This window comes from Endozoicomonas sp. PH6C, assembly GCF_059322965.1.
This window is the reverse complement of sequence record NZ_CP185342.1, coordinates 4,292,370-4,310,983: the sequence shown is the minus strand read 5'-3', so window position 1 is coordinate 4,310,983 and position 18,614 is coordinate 4,292,370. Positions and strand designations below refer to the sequence as shown.

8 protein-coding genes are annotated in these 18,614 nt (G+C 48.6%); 1 reads left to right on the top strand and 7 read right to left on the bottom strand.

Annotation, left to right across the window (positions count from 1 at the left end):
- Window positions 1–55: 55 nt before the first annotated feature.
- The 6 genes from ACOMG9_RS16760 to ACOMG9_RS16735 form a co-directional block, all read right to left on the bottom strand.
- Window positions 56–2,644, bottom strand: a complete 2,589-nt coding sequence (locus ACOMG9_RS16760) for a tetratricopeptide repeat protein (RefSeq protein ID WP_448217721.1) — start codon at window positions 2,642–2,644, stop codon at window positions 56–58.
- Window positions 2,645–2,714: 70 nt separating this feature from the next.
- Complete coding sequence (locus tag ACOMG9_RS16755; RefSeq protein WP_448217720.1) at window positions 2,715–5,177, bottom strand: hypothetical protein; 2,463 nt, start codon at window positions 5,175–5,177, stop codon at window positions 2,715–2,717.
- Between the two features lie 234 nt (window positions 5,178–5,411).
- Window positions 5,412–7,871, bottom strand: a complete 2,460-nt coding sequence (locus ACOMG9_RS16750) for a hypothetical protein (protein ID WP_494529131.1) — start codon at window positions 7,869–7,871, stop codon at window positions 5,412–5,414.
- Between the two features lie 78 nt (window positions 7,872–7,949).
- A complete protein-coding gene (locus ACOMG9_RS16745; RefSeq protein ID WP_494529130.1) occupies window positions 7,950–10,403 on the bottom strand; it encodes a hypothetical protein in 2,454 nt (817 codons plus the stop codon).
- A gap of 234 nt (window positions 10,404–10,637) precedes the next feature.
- On the bottom strand, window positions 10,638–12,896 hold the full coding sequence (locus ACOMG9_RS16740) for a hypothetical protein (protein WP_448217717.1): 2,259 nt from the start codon (window positions 12,894–12,896) through the stop codon (window positions 10,638–10,640).
- 42 nt (window positions 12,897–12,938) lie between these two features.
- Window positions 12,939–15,512 carry a hypothetical protein gene (locus tag ACOMG9_RS16735; RefSeq protein ID WP_494529129.1) on the bottom strand — a complete coding sequence of 858 codons (2,574 nt, stop codon included), beginning with the start codon at window positions 15,510–15,512 and terminating at the stop codon, window positions 12,939–12,941.
- 55 nt (window positions 15,513–15,567) lie between these two features.
- Here ACOMG9_RS16735 and ACOMG9_RS16730 point away from each other — a divergent pair, with 55 nt between their 5' ends.
- The gene (locus tag ACOMG9_RS16730) at window positions 15,568–15,915 is read left to right on the top strand and encodes a hypothetical protein (RefSeq protein WP_494529128.1); all 348 of its coding nucleotides are present in this window, start codon (window positions 15,568–15,570) and stop codon (window positions 15,913–15,915) included.
- A gap of 27 nt (window positions 15,916–15,942) precedes the next feature.
- On the opposite strand, the gene ACOMG9_RS16725 is transcribed toward ACOMG9_RS16730, so the two are convergent.
- A complete protein-coding gene (locus ACOMG9_RS16725; protein ID WP_494529127.1) occupies window positions 15,943–18,573 on the bottom strand; it encodes a PABP-interacting PAM2 motif-containing protein in 2,631 nt (876 codons plus the stop codon).
- Window positions 18,574–18,614 lie beyond the last annotated feature (41 nt).

Sequence of the window (18,614 nt, the reverse complement as noted above, 5' to 3'; positions counted from 1 at the left end):
CCTGAAAATCTAGGCTGTTGGACAGTCATCAGTCATAAAGGTTCAAGGGCGTTTTTTATTCTTTGAGATTCGATAACTTCTGAAGGGCAGCGGCTTCCCTGTTTCGCCATAAATGAGTTTTAGCCCTGTATGTCCGGCTGGAGTCAGAGGCTTCCGCTCTATCAAACCATTCCCTCCATTCTTGCTCACTTTTCCCCAGCATTCTGAGACAGTGCGCTTTTTGGGAAAAAGCTCCCGCAATCGGTGGGTACTTTTTCAGTGCCGATTCCACAAATTCCAGAGCCTTATGAAGGTTATCTTGTCCTGACTCAGGGTTATCCTGAATGATCTGCTCACAAGCCAGACTGAAATAATGGATCGATTTAGCCACCAAGGTATTGGCACTTTCCGGATAGTAGCTAACCATTTCCATAAATCCTTCTTGCCCGGTTAATAACTTTAATAGTGTGAGTTCAAATTCATTCGAATGATAAAATTCACAGCCACGCTTAAGCAGCCTTTCAGCCCGTCCAAGTTTGCCGGTATTCTCCCAGCAGCGTGCCAGAGTCAGGTCAATGTCGTGATTGCCAGAGGGCTTGCACAGGCTGTCTTCGTCGTCACCGGGGTGCTTACCACTTATGTTCAGCAGCAGTCTTTCAGTCCGTTCAGGTTTATCCATCATCTCCCAGAGCCGTGCGAGAGCCAGGTAAAGAACATCATGACCACCGGACTTGCCCGGGATCTCCTCACTGTCATTGGGTTGCCAGCCAATCATATTCAACAGCAGTCTTTCAGAAAGTTTATATTTGCCTGTAAGCTGCCAGCATCGCACCAGAGCCAGATCAATGTCATGCTGCCAGCAGGGGTTGCACAGAATCTCTTCACTGGCGTCGGGATGCTTGCGACTCATGTTCAGCAGCAGCTTTTCAGCCAGTGTATATCTGCCCGTCAGCTCCCAAAATCGAACCAGAGCCAGGTCACTTTCACGATTCCCACAGAGCTTGCACAATTCTTCCTCGCTGTCACCGGGTCGCTTTCCACTCATGTTCAGCAGTAGCTTTTCAGTTCGTATATATTTGTATATCCTTTGCCAGAGTAGTGCCAGAGAGAGATCAATGTCATGATGCCCGCAGGGCTTGCACAGTTCTTCCTCGCTGTCACCGGGGCGCTTTCCACTCATGTTCAGCAGTCGCTTTTCAGTTCGTATATATTTGTATTTCCTCTGCCAGATTAGTGCCAGAGAGAGATCAATGTCATGATGCCCACAGGGCTTGCACAGTTCATCCTCGCTGTCACCGGGGCGCTTTCCACTCATGTTCAGCAGTAGCTTTTCAGCCAGCTCAAGTTTGTTCATTTCATCCCAGGTGCGCATCAGAGCCATGTCAATGGCACGATGGCCAGTGGGGCGACACAGAATCTCTTCACTGTCATCGGGATGCTTGCGACTCATGTTCAGCAGCAGTCTCTCAGCCCGCTTATGCTTGCCCAACGCCCGCCAGATAAACGTCAGAGCCAGATCAACGTCTTTATGATCAGATTGCCTGCAGAGTATGTCCTCATCGTCATCGGGGCGCTTGCCAATGAGGTCGAGCATCAGAAGTTCAGCCTTTTGATGTTTGCCCATCAACTGCCAGAGTCGCATCAGGGCCATGTTGACGGTATCGAGGTGTCTACGCAGTTTTGATGTCGCAGGAGAATAGGGTTTTGACTGCAGGTTTTTAATCAGTTCTGTCTTTAAGTTCAGTAACAATGTTTCAGCCAGAGTGTATTTGCCCATAAGCTGCCAAAGTCGTGCATTACTGATATCTGCGGCATAATAGTGAGAAGGTTCGCACAGGGCTCTCTCATTGGCATTGCGCATTTTTTTTCTCAGTCTCAACAGTCGGGTTTCGGCATCAAGGTGTCTTCCAAGTGCTTCTTCACAGAGGCTCAGGCACAGATCAAGGTGACTAATGGTCGAGGCTCCTAACCTGGTAAGTTTTCCATCTAACCTGAGCTCTTCCAAAATAGAGCAGGCTTCCAGCTGTTTTTCGTGGGTTTGCTCTCTTAGAGATCTTGCAAGCCCTATGGTTGCTTCCTGCTTGTCGAAGCGATTCGGTATGCCATGCTTGCCGTTTAAGAGGGTCCGGAATGCTTTTTCTGCATCTATGAAATTTTGATTGTTGAGCATTGCGTAAGCGCTTTTGATCTCTTTTTTAAAAACGTCAGGAGGGCAGGTCTTCGCCTCTGGGTGAAAGGTCCGGAGAGTAGAACTCTGGTCTGCAGTTGCTGGTCTTGAGGGTCTGTTCGAATCTTGATGACCACCATGAGGAAGTTGTGAACGTGGAATAAACGTTTTAGCGTTCGGATTTAAGGTAGATCTACGCCCTTTTGATGCACCGGTATCTGAGCCTGACGCACAGTACCCTGACGGCTGAGATGTCGTAGCAGGCTGGCAGGCAGATGCCTGCCGACCTGAAATATCTGAGGGACTGGTGGAACGTTGATGAACAACTTGTGGAAGTTGAGCCGATTGAGTAAGAGATTTTATTTCCCGATTTGAGGTGGATTGACGGTTTCTTGCCGCATCGGCATAGGAACCTGACGCGCAATATGGAGACGATTGCGATGTCGTACAGCTCGAACTGGCTGGAACGCTGGTTGTAGGTGTTGGCCCGTAACTCATAATGATGTAGATTCCCTGAAAATCTATGCTGTTGGACAGTCATCAGTCAAAAAGGTTCAAGGATGTTTTTTTATTCTTTGAGATTCGATAGCTTCTGAAGGGCAGCGGCCTCCCTGTTTCGCCAAAAATGAGTTTTCGCCCTGTATGTCCGGCTGGAGTCAAAGGCTTCCGCTCTATCAAACCATTCCCTCCATTCTTGCTCACTTTTTCCCAGCATTCTGAGACAGTGCGCTTTTTGGGAATAAACTCCCGCACTCGGTGGGTACTTTTTCAGTGCTGATTCCACAAATTCCAGAGCCTTATGAAGGTTATCTTGCCCTGACTCAGGGTTATCCTGAATGATCTGCTGACAAGCCAGGCTGAAATAATGGATCGAGTTAGCCAGCAAGGTATTGGCACTTTCCGGATAGCGGCTAATCATTTCCATAAATCCTTCTTGCCCGACAGATAATTTTAACAGTGTGAGTTCAAATTCATTCGAATGATAGAATTCACAGCCACGCTCAACCAGTCTTTTAGCCCATCCTAGTTTACCTGTAATCTCCCAGCAGCGTGCCAGAGTCAGGTCAATGTCATGATTGCCAGAGGGCTTGCAAAGGCTGTCTTCGTCGTTATCGAGGTGCTTACCACTCAGGTTCAGCAGCAGTCTTTCAGTCCGTTCAGGTTTATCCATCATCTCCCAGAGCATCGCCAGAGCCAGATCAAAATCATTGTTTCCACAAGGCTTGCAAAGGCTCTCCTCACTGTCATCGGGGTCCTTGCCACTCATGTTAAGCAGCAGTCTTTCACAGAGGTGATATTTGCCCAAGACCTCCCAGTATCGCACCAGTGTCAGATCAATTTCCTGCTGCCAGCAGGGTTTGCACAGGATCTCTTCACTGGCGCCGGGATGCTTGCGACTCATGTTCAGCAGTAGCTTTTCGGCCAGTTTATATTTGCCCGTCAGCTCCCAATATCGCATCAGAGCCATGTCAATTTCACGATTCCCACAGAGCTTGCACAGTGCTTCCTCGCTGTCACCGGGGCGCTTTCCACTCATGTTCAGCAGTAGCTTTTCAGTTCGTATATAGTTGTATTTCTTCTGCCAGAGTAGTGCCAGAGTGAGATCAGTGTCATGATGCCCACAGGGCTTGCACAGTTCTTCCTCGCTGTCTCCGGGGCGCTTTCCACTCATGTTCAGCAGTAGCTTTTCAGCCAGCTCAAATTTGTCCATTTCATCCCAGGTTCGCACCAGAGTCATGTCAATGGCACGATGGCCAGTGGGGCTACACAGAATCTCCTCACTGTCATCGGGATGCTTGCGACTCATGATCAGCAGCAGCCTCTCAGCCCGTTCATGCTTGCCCAACGCCCGCCAGATAACCGTCAGAGCCAGATCAACGTCTTTATGATCAGATTGCCTGCAGAGTATGTCCTCATCGTCATCGGGGCGCTTGCCAATGATGTCGAGCATCAGAAGTTCTGCCTTTTGATGTTTGTCCAGCAACTGCCAGAGTCGCCCCAGGGCTATATTGACGGTATCGAGGTATTTAGGCAGTTGTGCTATAGCAGGAGAGTAGGGTTTTGACTGCAGGTTTTTAATCAGTTCTGTTTTTATGTTCTGTAACAGTGTTTCAGCCAGAGTGTATTTGCCCATAGACTGCCACAGTCGTGCATGAGTAATATCTGCGTCATAATAGCGGGAAGGTTTGCACAGGGCTTTCTTATCGGCATCGCGCCATTTTCTTCTCAGTCTCAACAGCCGGGTTTCGGCATCAAGGTGTCTTCCAAGTGCTTCTTCACAAAGGCTCAGGGTCAGATCAAGGTTGTTAATGGTCGAAGCCCCGAACCTGTTGAGTGTTCCATCTAACCTGAGTTCTTCCAGAATAGAGCAGGCTTCCATCTGTTTTTCGCAGGTTTGCTCTTTTAGAGATCTTGCAAGTCCTATGGTTGCTTCCTGCTTCTCGAACCGATTCGGTATACCATACTTGCCGTTTAAGATGGTCCGGAATGCTTTTTCTGCATCTATGAAATTTTGATTTTTGAGGATTGCGAAAGTGCTTTTGATCTCTTTTTTAACCGCTTCAGGAGGGCAGGTCTCTGCCTCCGGGTTAAACGTCCGGGGAGTAGAGCTCTGGTATGCAGTTGCTGGCCAGTCTGGAGTATTTGAGGGTCTGTTCGAATGCTGATGACCATGATGAAGTTGCGAACGTGGAATAAACGTTTCAGCGTTTGGATTTAAGGTAAATTTATGCCCTTTTGATGCACCGGTATCTGAACCTGACGCACAATACCCTGACGGTTGTAGTGTCGTAGCAGGCTGGCAGGCAGATGCCTGCCGACCCGAAATATCTGAGGGATTGGTGGAACGGTGATGAACAACTTGTGGAAGTTGAGCCGGTTGAGTAAGAGATTTAGTTTCCCGGCCTGAGGTAGTTAGAGACTTTTTTGCCGCATCGGCATAGGAAACTGGCGCACAATACTGGGACGATTGCGACGTCGTAGTGCTCGAACTGGCTGGAGCGCTGGCTGTAGGTGATGGCCCGTAACTCATGATGATGTGGATTCCCTGAAAATCTATGCTTAAGTACCTGGCCAGTTGGTTTCGCATATTCTGGCGAGTGGATTTTTTCATCCTTCAAGGCGCAACGACGGGCGCGTAGCCATAGCTACGCAACCAGAGTTGGAACGCAGAAGGATGGAAAAAGCCGCCGTCCAGAATATGCGAAACCAACTGGTTAGGTACTTATTGGACAGTCATCAGTCATAAAGGTTCAAGGATGTTTTTTTATTCTTTGAGATTCGATAACTTCTGAAGGGCAGCGGCCTCCCTGTTTCGCCAAAAATGAGTTTTAGCCCTCTGTGCCCGTCTGAAGTCAAAGGCTCTCGCTCGATCAAACCATTCCTTCCATTCTTGCTCATTTTTCCCCAGCATTCTGAGACAGTGCGCTTTTTGGGAAAAAGCTCCCGCACTCGGTGGGTATTTTTTCAGTGCCGATTCCACAAATTCCAGAGCCTTATGAAGGTTGTCTTGTCCTGACTCCGGGTCATCCTGAATGATCTGTTCACAAGCCAGGCTGAAATAATGGACCGAGTTAGCCAGCAAAGTATTGGCACTTTCCGGATAGCGACTGATCATTTCCATAAATCCTTCTTGCCCGCTAGGTAACTTTAATAGTGAGAGTTCAAATTCAATCGAATGATAGAATTCACAGCCACGCTCAAGCAGTCTTTTAGCCCGTCCAAATTTGCCTGTATTCTCCCAGCAGCGTGCCAGAGTCAGGTCAATCTCATGATTGCCAGAGGGCTTGCACAGGCTGTCTTCGTCGTCACCGGGCTGCTTACCACCCATGTTCAGCAACAGTCTTTCAGTCTGTTCAGGTTTATCCATCATCTCCCAGAGCATCGCCAGCGCCAGATCAACATCATGATTTCCACAAGGCTTGCAAAGGATCTCCTCACTGTCATCGGGGTCCTTGCCACTCATGTTAAGCAGCAGTCTTTCAGAGAGGTGATATTTGCCCGAGATCCCCCAGTGTCGCACCAGTGTCAGATCAATTTCCAGCTGCCAGCAGGGCTTGCACAGGATCTCTTCACTGGCGCCGGGATGCTTGCGACTCATGTTCAACAGCAGCTTTTCAGCCAGTTCATATTTGCCTTTCAGTTCCCAAAATCGAACCAGAGCCAGGTTAATTTCGCGATTCTCAGAGAGCTTGCACAGTGCTTCCTCGCCGTCACCGGGGTGCTTTCCACTCATGTTCAGCAGTAGCTTTTCAGTTCGTATATATTTGTATTTCCTCTGCCAGACTAGTGCCAGAGAGAGATCAATGTCATGATGCCCACAGGGCTTGCACAGTTCTTCCTCGCTGTCACCGGGGCGCTTTCCACTCATGTTCAGCAGTAGCTTTTCAGCCAGCTCAAGTTTGTCCATTTCTTCCCAGGTTCGCACCAGAGCCATGTCAATGGCACGATGGCCAGTGGGGCGACACAGAATCTCCTCACTGTCATCGGGATGCTTGCGACTCATGTTCAGCAGCAGCCTCTCAGCGCGCCCACGCTTGCCCAACCCCCGCCAGATAAACGTCAGAGCCAGATCAACGTCTTTACGATCAGATCGCCTGCAGAGGACGTCCTCATCGTCATTGGGGTGCTTGCCAATGATGCCGAGCATCAGAAGTTCAGCCTTTTGATGTTTGCCCATCAACTGCCAGAGTCGCACCAGGGTCATGTTGACGGTATCGAGGTATTTACGCAGTTTTGATATAGCAGGAGAATAGGGTTTTGACTGCAGGTTTTTAATCAGTTCTGTCTTTAAGTTCAGTAACAATGTTTCAGCCAGAGTGTATTTGCCCATAAGCTGCCACAGTCGTGCATTACTAATATCTGCGGCATAATAGTGAGAAGGTTCGCACAGGACTCTCTCATTGGCATCGCGCATTTTTTTTCTCAGTCTCAACAGTCGGGTTTCGGCATCAAGGTATCTTCCAAGTGCTTCTTCACAGAGGCTCAGGCACAGATCAAGGTGACTAATGGTCGAAGCTCCGAACCTGTTAAGTTTTCCATCTAACCTGAGTTCTTCCAGAATAGAGCAGGCTTCTATCTGTTTTTCGCGGGTTTGCTCATTTAGAGATCTTGCAAGCCCTATGGTTGCTTCCTGCTTGTCGAACCGGTTCGGTATGCCATGTTTGCCGTTTAAGATGGCCCGGAATGCTTTTTCTGCAGCTGTGAAATTTTGATTGTTGAGCATCGCGAAAGCGCTATCGATCGCTTTTTTAAGCGCCTGAGGAGGGCAGGTCTTCGCCTGAAAGGTCCGGGGAGTAGAACTCTGGTCTGCAGTTGCTGGCCAGTCTGGAATATTTGAGGGACTGTTCAAATGTTGATGATCACCATGAGGACGTTGCGAACGTGGAATAAACGTTTCAGCGTTTGGATTTAAGGTAAATTTACGCCCTTTTGATGCACCGATATCTGAACCTGACGCACAATACAGTGATGGTTGCGATGTCGTAGCAGGCTGGCAGGTAGATGCCTGCCGACCTGAAATGTTTGAGGGACTGGTGGAACGTTGATGAACAACTTGTGGAAGTTGAGCCGCTTGAGTAAGAGATTTTATTTCCCGATTTGAGGTGGATAGACGTCTTTTTACCGCCTCGGCATAGGAACCTGACGCACAATATGGAGACGATTGCGATGTCGAAGTGCTCGAGCTGGCTGGAGCGCTGGCTGAAGGTGTTGGCCCGTAACTCATAATGATGTAGATTCCCTGAAAATCTATGCTGCTGACATGTTGGACAGTCATCAGTCATAAAGGTTAAAGGAAGTTTTTTTATTCTTTGGAATTCGATAACTTCTGAAGGGCAGCGGCCTCCCTGTTTCGCCAAAAATGAGTTTTAGCCCTGTGTGTCCGGCTGGAGTCAAAGGCTCTCGCTCTATCAAACCATTCTTTCCATTCATGCTTATTTTTCCCCAGCATTCTGAGACAGTGCGCTTTTTGCGAAAAAGCTCCCGCAGTCGGTGGGTATTTTTTCAGTGCTGATTCCACAAATTCCAGAGCCTTATGAAGGTTATCTTGTCCTGACTCCGGGGTATCCTGAATGATCTGCTTACAAGCCAGGTTGAAATAATGGACCGAGTTAGCCAGCAAGGTATTGGCACTTTCCGGATAGTGGCTAATCATTTCCATAAATCCTTCTTGCCCGGTAGGTAACTTTAATAGTGTGAGTTCAAATTCAATCGAATGATAGAATTCACAGCCACGCTCAAGCAGTCTTTTAGCCCGTCCAAATTTGCCTGCATTCTCCCAGCAGCGTGCCAGAATCAGGTCAATCTCATGATTGCCAGAGGGCTTGCACAGGCTGTCTTCGTCGTCACCGGGGTGCTTGCCACTCATATTCAGCAGCAGTCTTTCAGTCTGTTCAGGTTTATCCATCACCTCCCAGAGCATCACCAGAGCCAGATCAATATCATGATTTCCACAAGGCTTGCAAAGGATCTCCTCACTGTCATCGGGGTCCTTGCCACTCATGTTAAGCAGCAGTCTTTCAGAGAGGCGATATTTGCCCGAGACCTCCCAGTATTGCACCAGTGTCAGATCAATTTCCAGCTGCCAGCAGGGCTTGCACAGAATCTCTTCACTGGCGCCGGGATGCTTGCGACTCATGTTCAGCAGCAGCTTTTCAGCCAGTTCATATTTGCCCGTCAGCTCCCAAAATCGAACCAGAGCCAGGTCAATTTCACGATTCCCACTGAGCTTGCACAGTGCTTCCTCGCTGTCACCGGAGCGCTTTCCACTCATGTTCAGCAGTAGCTTTTCAGTTCGTATATATTTGAATTTCCTCTCCCAGACCAGTGCCAGAGAGAGATCAATGTCATGGTGCCCACAGGGCTTGCACAGTGCTACCTCGCTGTCACCTGGGCGCTTTCCGCTCATGTTCAGTAGTAGCTTTTCAGCCAGCTCAAGTTTGTCCATTTCATCCCAGGTTCGCACCAGAGCCATGTCAATGGCACGATGGCCAGTGGGGCTACACAGAATCTCCTCACTGTCATCGGGATGCTTGCGACTCATGTTCAGCAGCAGCCTCTCAGCCCGCTCACGCTTGCCCAACGCCCGCCAGATAAACGTCAGAGCCAGATCAACGTCTTTATGATCAGATGGCCTGCAGAGTATGTCCTCATCGTCATCGGGGCGCTTGCCAATGATGCCGAGCATCAGAAGTTCAGCCTTTTGATGTTTGTCCATCAACTGCCAGAGTCGCATCAGGGCCATGTTGACGGTATCGAGGTGTTTACGAAGTTTTGATGTAGCAGGAGAATAGGGTTTCGACTGCAGGTTTTTGATCAGTTCTTTTTTTATGTTCAGGAACAGTGTTTCAGCCTGAGTGTATTTGCCCATAAGCTGCCACAGTCGGGCATTACTAATATCTGCGACATAATAGCTAGAGGGTTCGCACAGGGCTCTCTCATCGGCATCGCGCCTTTTTCTTCTCAGTCTCAACAGTCGAGTTTCGGCATCAAGGTGTCTTCCAAGTGCTTCTTCACAGAGGCTCAGGCACAGATCAAGGTTATGAATGGTCGAAGCTCCGAACCTGGTAAGTTTTCCATCTAACCTGAGTTTTTCCAGAATAGAGCAGGCTTCCATCTGTTTTTCGCGGGTTTGCTCTTTTAGAGATCTTGCAAGCCCGATGGTTGCCTCCTGCTTGTCGAACCGATTCGGTATGCCATGATTTCCGTTTAAGATGGTCCGGAATGCTTTTTCTGCATCTGTGAAATTTTGATTGTTGAGCATTGCGAAAGCGCTATTGATCGCTTTTTTAAGCGCTTCAGGAGGGCAGGTCTTCGCCTCTGGGTGAAACGTCCTGGGAGTAGAGCTCTGGTATGCAGTTGCTGGCCTTGAGGGTCTGTTCGAATGTTGATGACCACCATGGGGAAGTTGCGAATGTGGAATAAACGTTTCAGTGTTCGGATTTAAGGTAGATCTACGCCCTTTTAACGCATCGGCATAGGAACCTGACGCACAATACCGTGATGGCTGAGATGTCTTGGCAGGCTGGCAGACAGATGCCTGCCGACCTGAAATATCTGAGGGATTGGTCGAATGTTGACGAACACCTTCTGGAAGTTGAGTTGGTGGATTGAGAGGTTTAACTTCCCGACTTGAATTAGAAGGACGTTTTTTTGCCGCATCGGCATAGGAAACTGGCGCACAATACTGGGACGATTGCGACGTCGTAGTGCTCGAACTGGCTGGAGCGCTGGCTGTAGGTGATGGCCCGTAACTCATGATGATGTGGATTCCCTGAAAATCTATGCTTAAGTACCTGGCCAGTTGGTTTCGCATATTCTGGCGAGTGGATTTTTTCATCCTTCAAGGCGCAACGACGGGCGCGTAGCCATAGCTACGCAACCAGAGTTGGAACGCAGAAGGATGGAAAAAGCCGCCGTCCAGAATATGCGAAACCAACTGGTTAGGTACTTATTGGACAGTCATCAGTCATAAAGGTTCAAGGATGTTTTTTTATTCTTTGAGATTCGATAACTTCTGAAGGGCAGCGGCCTCCCTGTTTCGCCAAAAATGAGTTTTAGCCCTCTGTGCCCGTCTGAAGTCAAAGGCTCTCGCTCGATCAAACCATTCCTTCCATTCTTGCTCATTTTTCCCCAGCATTCTGAGACAGTGCGCTTTTTGGGAAAAAGCTCCCGCACTCGGTGGGTATTTTTTCAGTGCCGATTCCACAAATTCCAGAGCCTTATGAAGGTTGTCTTGTCCTGACTCCGGGTCATCCTGAATGATCTGTTCACAAGCCAGGCTGAAATAATGGACCGAGTTAGCCAGCAAAGTATTGGCACTTTCCGGATAGCGACTGATCATTTCCATAAATCCTTCTTGCCCGCTAGGTAACTTTAATAGTGAGAGTTCAAATTCAATCGAATGATAGAATTCACAGCCACGCTCAAGCAGTCTTTTAGCCCGTCCAAATTTGCCTGTATTCTCCCAGCAGCGTGCCAGAGTCAGGTCAATCTCATGATTGCCAGAGGGCTTGCACAGGCTGTCTTCGTCGTCACCGGGCTGCTTACCACCCATGTTCAGCAACAGTCTTTCAGTCTGTTCAGGTTTATCCATCATCTCCCAGAGCATCGCCAGCGCCAGATCAACATCATGATTTCCACAAGGCTTGCAAAGGATCTCCTCACTGTCATCGGGGTCCTTGCCACTCATGTTAAGCAGCAGTCTTTCAGAGAGGTGATATTTGCCCGAGATCCCCCAGTGTCGCACCAGTGTCAGATCAATTTCCAGCTGCCAGCAGGGCTTGCACAGGATCTCTTCACTGGCGCCGGGATGCTTGCGACTCATGTTCAACAGCAGCTTTTCAGCCAGTTCATATTTGCCTTTCAGTTCCCAAAATCGAACCAGAGCCAGGTTAATTTCGCGATTCTCAGAGAGCTTGCACAGTGCTTCCTCGCCGTCACCGGGGTGCTTTCCACTCATGTTCAGCAGTAGCTTTTCAGTTCGTATATATTTGTATTTCCTCTGCCAGACTAGTGCCAGAGAGAGATCAATGTCATGATGCCCACAGGGCTTGCACAGTTCTTCCTCGCTGTCACCGGGGCGCTTTCCACTCATGTTCAGCAGTAGCTTTTCAGCCAGCTCAAGTTTGTCCATTTCTTCCCAGGTTCGCACCAGAGCCATGTCAATGGCACGATGGCCAGTGGGGCGACACAGAATCTCCTCACTGTCATCGGGATGCTTGCGACTCATGTTCAGCAGCAGCCTCTCAGCGCGCCCACGCTTGCCCAACCCCCGCCAGATAAACGTCAGAGCCAGATCAACGTCTTTACGATCAGATCGCCTGCAGAGGACGTCCTCATCGTCATTGGGGTGCTTGCCAATGATGCCGAGCATCAGAAGTTCAGCCTTTTGATGTTTGCCCATCAACTGCCAGAGTCGCACCAGGGTCATGTTGACGGTATCGAGGTATTTACGCAGTTTTGATATAGCAGGAGAATAGGGTTTTGACTGCAGGTTTTTAATCAGTTCTGTCTTTAAGTTCAGTAACAATGTTTCAGCCAGAGTGTATTTGCCCATAAGCTGCCACAGTCGTGCATTACTAATATCTGCGGCATAATAGTGAGAAGGTTCGCACAGGACTCTCTCATTGGCATCGCGCATTTTTTTTCTCAGTCTCAACAGTCGGGTTTCGGCATCAAGGTATCTTCCAAGTGCTTCTTCACAGAGGCTCAGGCACAGATCAAGGTGACTAATGGTCGAAGCTCCGAACCTGTTAAGTTTTCCATCTAACCTGAGTTCTTCCAGAATAGAGCAGGCTTCTATCTGTTTTTCGCGGGTTTGCTCATTTAGAGATCTTGCAAGCCCTATGGTTGCTTCCTGCTTGTCGAACCGGTTCGGTATGCCATGTTTGCCGTTTAAGATGGCCCGGAATGCTTTTTCTGCAGCTGTGAAATTTTGATTGTTGAGCATCGCGAAAGCGCTATCGATCGCTTTTTTAAGCGCCTGAGGAGGGCAGGTCTTCGCCTGAAAGGTCCGGGGAGTAGAACTCTGGTATGCAGTTGCTTGCCTTGAGGGTCTGTTCGAATGTTGACGAACACCTTCTGGAAGTTGAGTCGGTGGATTGAGAGGTTTAGCTTGCCGATTTGAGGTAGATGGAGGCTTTTTTGCCGCATCGGCATAGGAAACTGGCGCACAATATTGAGGCGATTGCGATGTCTCAGTGCCCGAACTGGCTGGAGCGCTGGTTGTAGGTGTTGGCCCGTAACTCATAATGATGTAGATTCCTTGAAAATCTATGCTGTTGGACAGTCATCAGTCATAAAGGTTCAAAGAAGTTTTTTTATTCTTTGAGATTGATAACTTCTGAAGGGCAGCGGCTTCCCTGTTTCGCCAAAAATCAGTTTTACTCCTCTGCAATCGGTTGGGGTCAAGGAAGTTGGTTTTTTGGAACCATTGCTTCCATTCTTTCTCGCTGGCACCCATCATTCTGAGACAATGCGCTTTTTGCGAAAAAGCGCCTGCACTCGGGGGGTACTTTTCTAATGCTGATTCAACAAGCTCTAGCGCCTTGTTTAAGTTATCTTTTCCTGACCCCGGGACGTCCTCTGCTATTTGCTCACATGCCAGTCTGAAATAATGGATCGAGCAAGTCAGCAGGGTATTAGCACTCTCCGGATACCTGCTGATCATTGCCAAAAATCCTGCTTGCCCGGCAGATAAGCTCAACAGTGATAATTCACACTCACTCGAAGGGTATAAGTCACAGCAGCGTGTGATCAGTTCTTTAGCCCATTCATATTTGCCAATTCTCTGCCAGTGTCGTACCAGTGTCAGATCTATAACATTATTCCCGCAAGGCATGCACAGATGGTCGTCACTGTCATCGGGGTGCTTGTTACTCATGTTCAGCAATAGCCTTTCGGCCAGATAATGTTTGTCCATTAACTCCCAAAGTCGCGCCAGAGCCAGGTCAATGAAATGATTCCCGCAAGGTTTGCACAGGCTGTCTTCGTTGGCATTGGGGTGCTTGCCACTCATGTTCAGTAACAGTCTTTCAGTCAGGTAATATTTGTCCATTGACTCCCAAAGTCGCGCCAGAGCCAGGTCAATGAGATGATTACCGCAAGGTTTGCAGAGGCTGCCTTCATCGGCATCGGGATGCTTGCCACTCACGTTCAGTAACAGCTTTTCAGTCAGGTAATATTTGTCCATTAACTCCCAGTGTCTCGCCAGGGACAGGTCAACGGCATGATTTCCACAGGGCCTGCACAGTTCTTCCTCACCGGCACAAAAGTACTTACCACTCATGTTCAGCAGCAACTTCTCAGACAGTTGATATTTGCTCGTATTTTGCCAGAGTCGCACCCGAGCCAGGTCGATGTCTTGATTCCCGGAAGGTTTGCACAGGGTGTCTTCATCGGCATTGTCTTCATCGGCATTGTCTTCATCGCCATTGTGCTGCATGCCAATCATATTCAGCAGTAGCCTCTCGGACAGTTTATTTTTACCGATACGTAGCCAGAGTCGCACCCGAGCCATATCAATGTCATGATTTCCTGAAGGCCTGCACAGGCTGTCTTCATCGGCATTGGGATGTAGGCCAATCATGTTCAGTAGCAGCCTTTCAGAGCGTTCATGTTTGCCCATTAGCTGCCCGAGTCGGATCCGGGTCAGGTCAATTTCCTGATTCCCACAAGGTTTGCAAAGGCTGTCTTCACTGGCATCCGGGTGCGTGCCGCACAGGTTAAGGAGCAGTCTTTCAGCCAGTTGATATTTGCCCGCCAGCTCCCAATGTCGCGCCAGAGTGAGGTCGATAATAGGATGCCCAGAGGGCTTGCACAGGCTGTCTTCACTGTCATGAGGATGCTTGTGGCTCATGTTTAGCAGCAGTCTTACAGACAGTTCATGTTTGTCCATATCCTGCCAGAGGCGAACCTGAGCCAGATCAATAATATGATTTCCGGAGGGCTTGCACAGGTAGTCCCAACTCTCATCGGGGTGCTTGCCACAAGTGCTCAGCAGCAGTCTTTCAGCCAGCTTATGTTTGCCCATAATGATCCATAGTCTTGCCAGAGCCAGGTCAATGTTATGATCTCCTGTGGGCCTGCAGAGAATGTGCTCAGTGTCCTCAGGATGCTTTTTGCTCATTTTCAGCAGCAGTCTTTCGGCCTGTTTATGTTTACCCATATCCTGCCAGAGACGCACCAGAGCCAGGTTGATGTCATCATGGGCGGAGGGCTTGCAGAGAATGTCCTCACTGTCATCGGGATGTTTGCCCATCATATCCAGCAGCAGGTTCTCAGACAGTTGGAATTTTTCCAGATGCTGCCAGAGTCGAGCCAGAGTCAAATTTACGGTGTGGAGTTTTCTGCGCAAGTTTTTTACATCATATGGATTCAACAGCAGGCTATTAATCAGCCCTGCTCTCATGTTCAGCAGGAGTTTTTCAGACAGCGAGTATTTGTGTAAATGTTGCCATACCAGGGCCATAGTAATATCTGCGTCAAAATTGCCAGAAAGCGCACACAGGGCATTTTCATTATCATTGAGCCTTTTGTGTCTCAACGTCAAAAGTCGTGCTTCTGCGTTCAGTTGCAAACCAATTTTCTCTTCACAAAGGCTCAGGGTCAGATCAAGGTTATGAATGGTTGAAGCCCCAAATGCATTAAGCGGTCCTTTTGATCTGAGTTGTTTCAGAATATTGCAGGCTTCTATCTGTTTGTTAACCGTTTGCTCTTTTAGCGACCTTGCAAGCCCTATGATTATGTCTTGATAGCCGAACTGACTTTGTATGCCCTGGTTTTCGCTTAAGAGGGTCCGGAATATTTCTTCTGCTTTTATGAAATTTTGTTTTTTTAGTGCTTCGTAAGCGTTATTAACCTTCATTGCAGTTTCTTTGGAATAATTTTTCCTCCTCTGTTTTTGAAACGTCTGAGGAGGAATGTTCTGGCCTGCAGTCGTTTGTGGGTATCTGACAGATAAGGGTGTGTCCGGACTTTGCTTAAACTGTTCAGAGCGTGGAATAAACGGTTCTGCATTCGGATTTAAGGAAGATTTATTCGCTTCAGGCGTTGCTGCCGGAGCGCTGGAACTGACCGCAGTGCCGGTCGTCGGTGTTGGTCCATATGCCATAGAACTATTACATTTTTGTAAAACGGTGCTCCTTGGACAGCAAACGGACATTAAAGTTCATGGTTGTTCGTCTATATTGAGAGCCTGCAAGGTTTGCACTTTCCGGATAGCGGCTCATCATTTCCATAAATCCTTCTTGCCCGGCAGATGGGCTTAAGTTATCAGGCATATCAGGGGTGTCTGTTTACTCTTTGAGATCCCGTAACTTTTGAAGAGCAGAGGATTCTTTGCTTCGCCAAAAATCAGTTTTACTCCTCTGCAATCGGTTGGGTTCAAGGAAGTTGGCTTTTTGGAACCATTGCTTCCATTCTTTCTCGCTGGCACCCATCATTCTGAGACAATGCGCTTTTTGCGAATAAGCGCCTGCACTGGGGGGGTACTTTTCCAATGCTGATTCAACAAGCCCGAGCGCCTTGTTTAGGTTATCTTTTCCTGACCCCGGGACGCCCTCTGTTATTTGCTCACATGCCAGTCTGAAATAATGGATCGAGCAAGTCAGCAGGGTATTAGCATTCTCCGGATACCTGCTGATCATTTCCAAAAATCCTGCTTGCCCGGCAGATAAACTCAACAGTGCTAATTCACACTCACTCGAAGGGTATACATCACAGCAGCGTGTGATCAGTTCTTTAGCCCATTCATATTTGCCGGTTCTCTGCCAGAGTCGAACCAGTGTCTGATCTATAAGATGATTCCCGCAAGGCATGCACAGACGATCGTCACTGTCATCGGGGTGCTTGCTACTCATGTTCAGCAATAGCCTTTCGGCCAGATAATGCTTGTCCATTAACTCCCAAAGTCGCGCCAGAGCCAGGTCAATGGAATGATTCCCGCAAGGTTTGCACAGGCTGCCTTCGTCGGCATCGGGGGGCTTGCCACTCATGTTCAGCAGCAGCCTTTCAGTCAGGTAATCTTTGTCCATGAACTCCCAAAGTCGCGCCAGGGACAGGTCAGTGAGATGATTTCCACAGGGCCTGCAGAGTTCCTCCTCACTGGCACATAAGTACTTACCACTCATGTTCAGCAGCAGCCTCTCAGACAGTTCATATTTGCTCTTGTCTTGCCAGAGTCGCACCCGAGCCAGATCAATCTCATGATTCCCGGAAGGTTTGCACAGGCTGTCTTCATCGGCATCGGGCTGCAGGCCAATCATATTCAGCAGCAGCCTCTCGGACAGTTCATCTTTGCCGATAACTTGCCAGACTCGCACCCGGGCCATATCAATGTCATGATTCCCTGAAGGCCTGCACAGGCTGTCTTCATCGGCATTGGGGTGCAGGCCAATCATATTCAGTAGCAGCCTTTCAGACCGTTCATGTTTGCCCATTAGCTGCCCGAGTCGCATCCGGGCCAGATCAATTTCCTGATTCCCACAAGGTTTGCAAAGGCTGTCTTCATTGGCATCCGGGTGCGTGCCACACAGGTTAAGCAGCAGTCTTTCAGCCAGTTGATATTTGCCCTCCAGCTCCCAATGTCGCACCAGAGCGATGTCGATAACAGGATGCCCAGTGGGCTTGCACAGGCTGTCCTCACTGTCATGAGGATGCTTGTGGCACAGGTTCAGCAGCAGTCTTCCAGACAGTTGATGTTTGTCCGTTTCCTGCCAGAGGCGTACCAGAGCCAGATCAATAACATGATGCCCGGAGGGCTTGCACAGGTAGTCCCAACTCTCATCGGGCTGCTTGCCACAAGTGCTCAGCAGCAGTCTTTCAGCCAGCTTATGTTTGCCCATAATTATCCATAATCTTGCCAGAGCCAGGTCAATGTCATGATCCCCAGAGGGCCGGCAGAGAATGTCCTCAGTGTCCTCAGGATGCTTTTTGCTCATTTTCAGCAGCAGTCTTTCAGCCAGCTTATGTTTGCCCATAAATATCCATAATCTTGCCAGAGCCAGGTCAATGTCATGATCCCCAGAGGGCCTGCAGAGAATGACCTCAGTGTCTTCAGGATGCTTTTTGCTCATTTTTAGCAGCAGTGTTTCGGCCTGTTTATGTTGACCCATATCCTGCCAGAGAAACACCAGAGCCAAATTAACGAGATGGAGGTGTCTGTGCAATTTTTGTACATCGTATGGATTCAACAGCAGGCTATTAATCAGCTCTGCTCTTATGTTCAGCAGGAGTTTTTCAGACAGCGAGTATTTGTGTAAATGTTGCCATACCCGGGCCATAGCAATATCTGCGTCAAAATTGCCAGAAAGCACGCACAGGGCATTTTCATTATCATTAAGCCTTTTGTTTCTCAACATCAAAAGTCGTGCTTCCGCGTTCAGTTGCAAACCAATTTTCTCTTCACAAAGGCTCAGGGTCAGATCAAGGTTATGAATGGTTGAAGCCCCAAATGCATTAAGCGGTCCTTTTGATCTGAGTTGTTTCAGAATATTGCAGGCTTCTATCTGTTTGTTAACCGTTTGCTCTTTTAGCGACCTTGCAAGCCCTATGATTATGTCTTGATAGCCGAACTGACTTTGTATGCCCTGGTTTTCGCTTAAGAGGGTCCGGAATATTTCTTCTGCTTTTATGAAATCTTGTTTTTTTAGTGTTTCGTAGGCCTTACCAACCTTCATTGCAGTTTCATCGGAATAATCTTTTATCCTCTGTTTTTGAAACGTATGAGGAGCAATGTTCTGGACTGCAGTCGTTTGTGGGTATCTGACAGATAAGGGTGCTTGCGGGCCTTGCTTAACCTGTTCAGAGCGTGGAATAAAGGGTTCTGCATTCGGGTTTAAGGAAGATTTACTCGCTTGGGGTGTCGTAAATGTCGGAGCGCTGGAACTGACCGTGGCGCTGTTGGTTGATGTTGGTCCGTATGTCATTGCAATACATCTCTGTAAAACTGTGCTCCTTGGACAGCAAA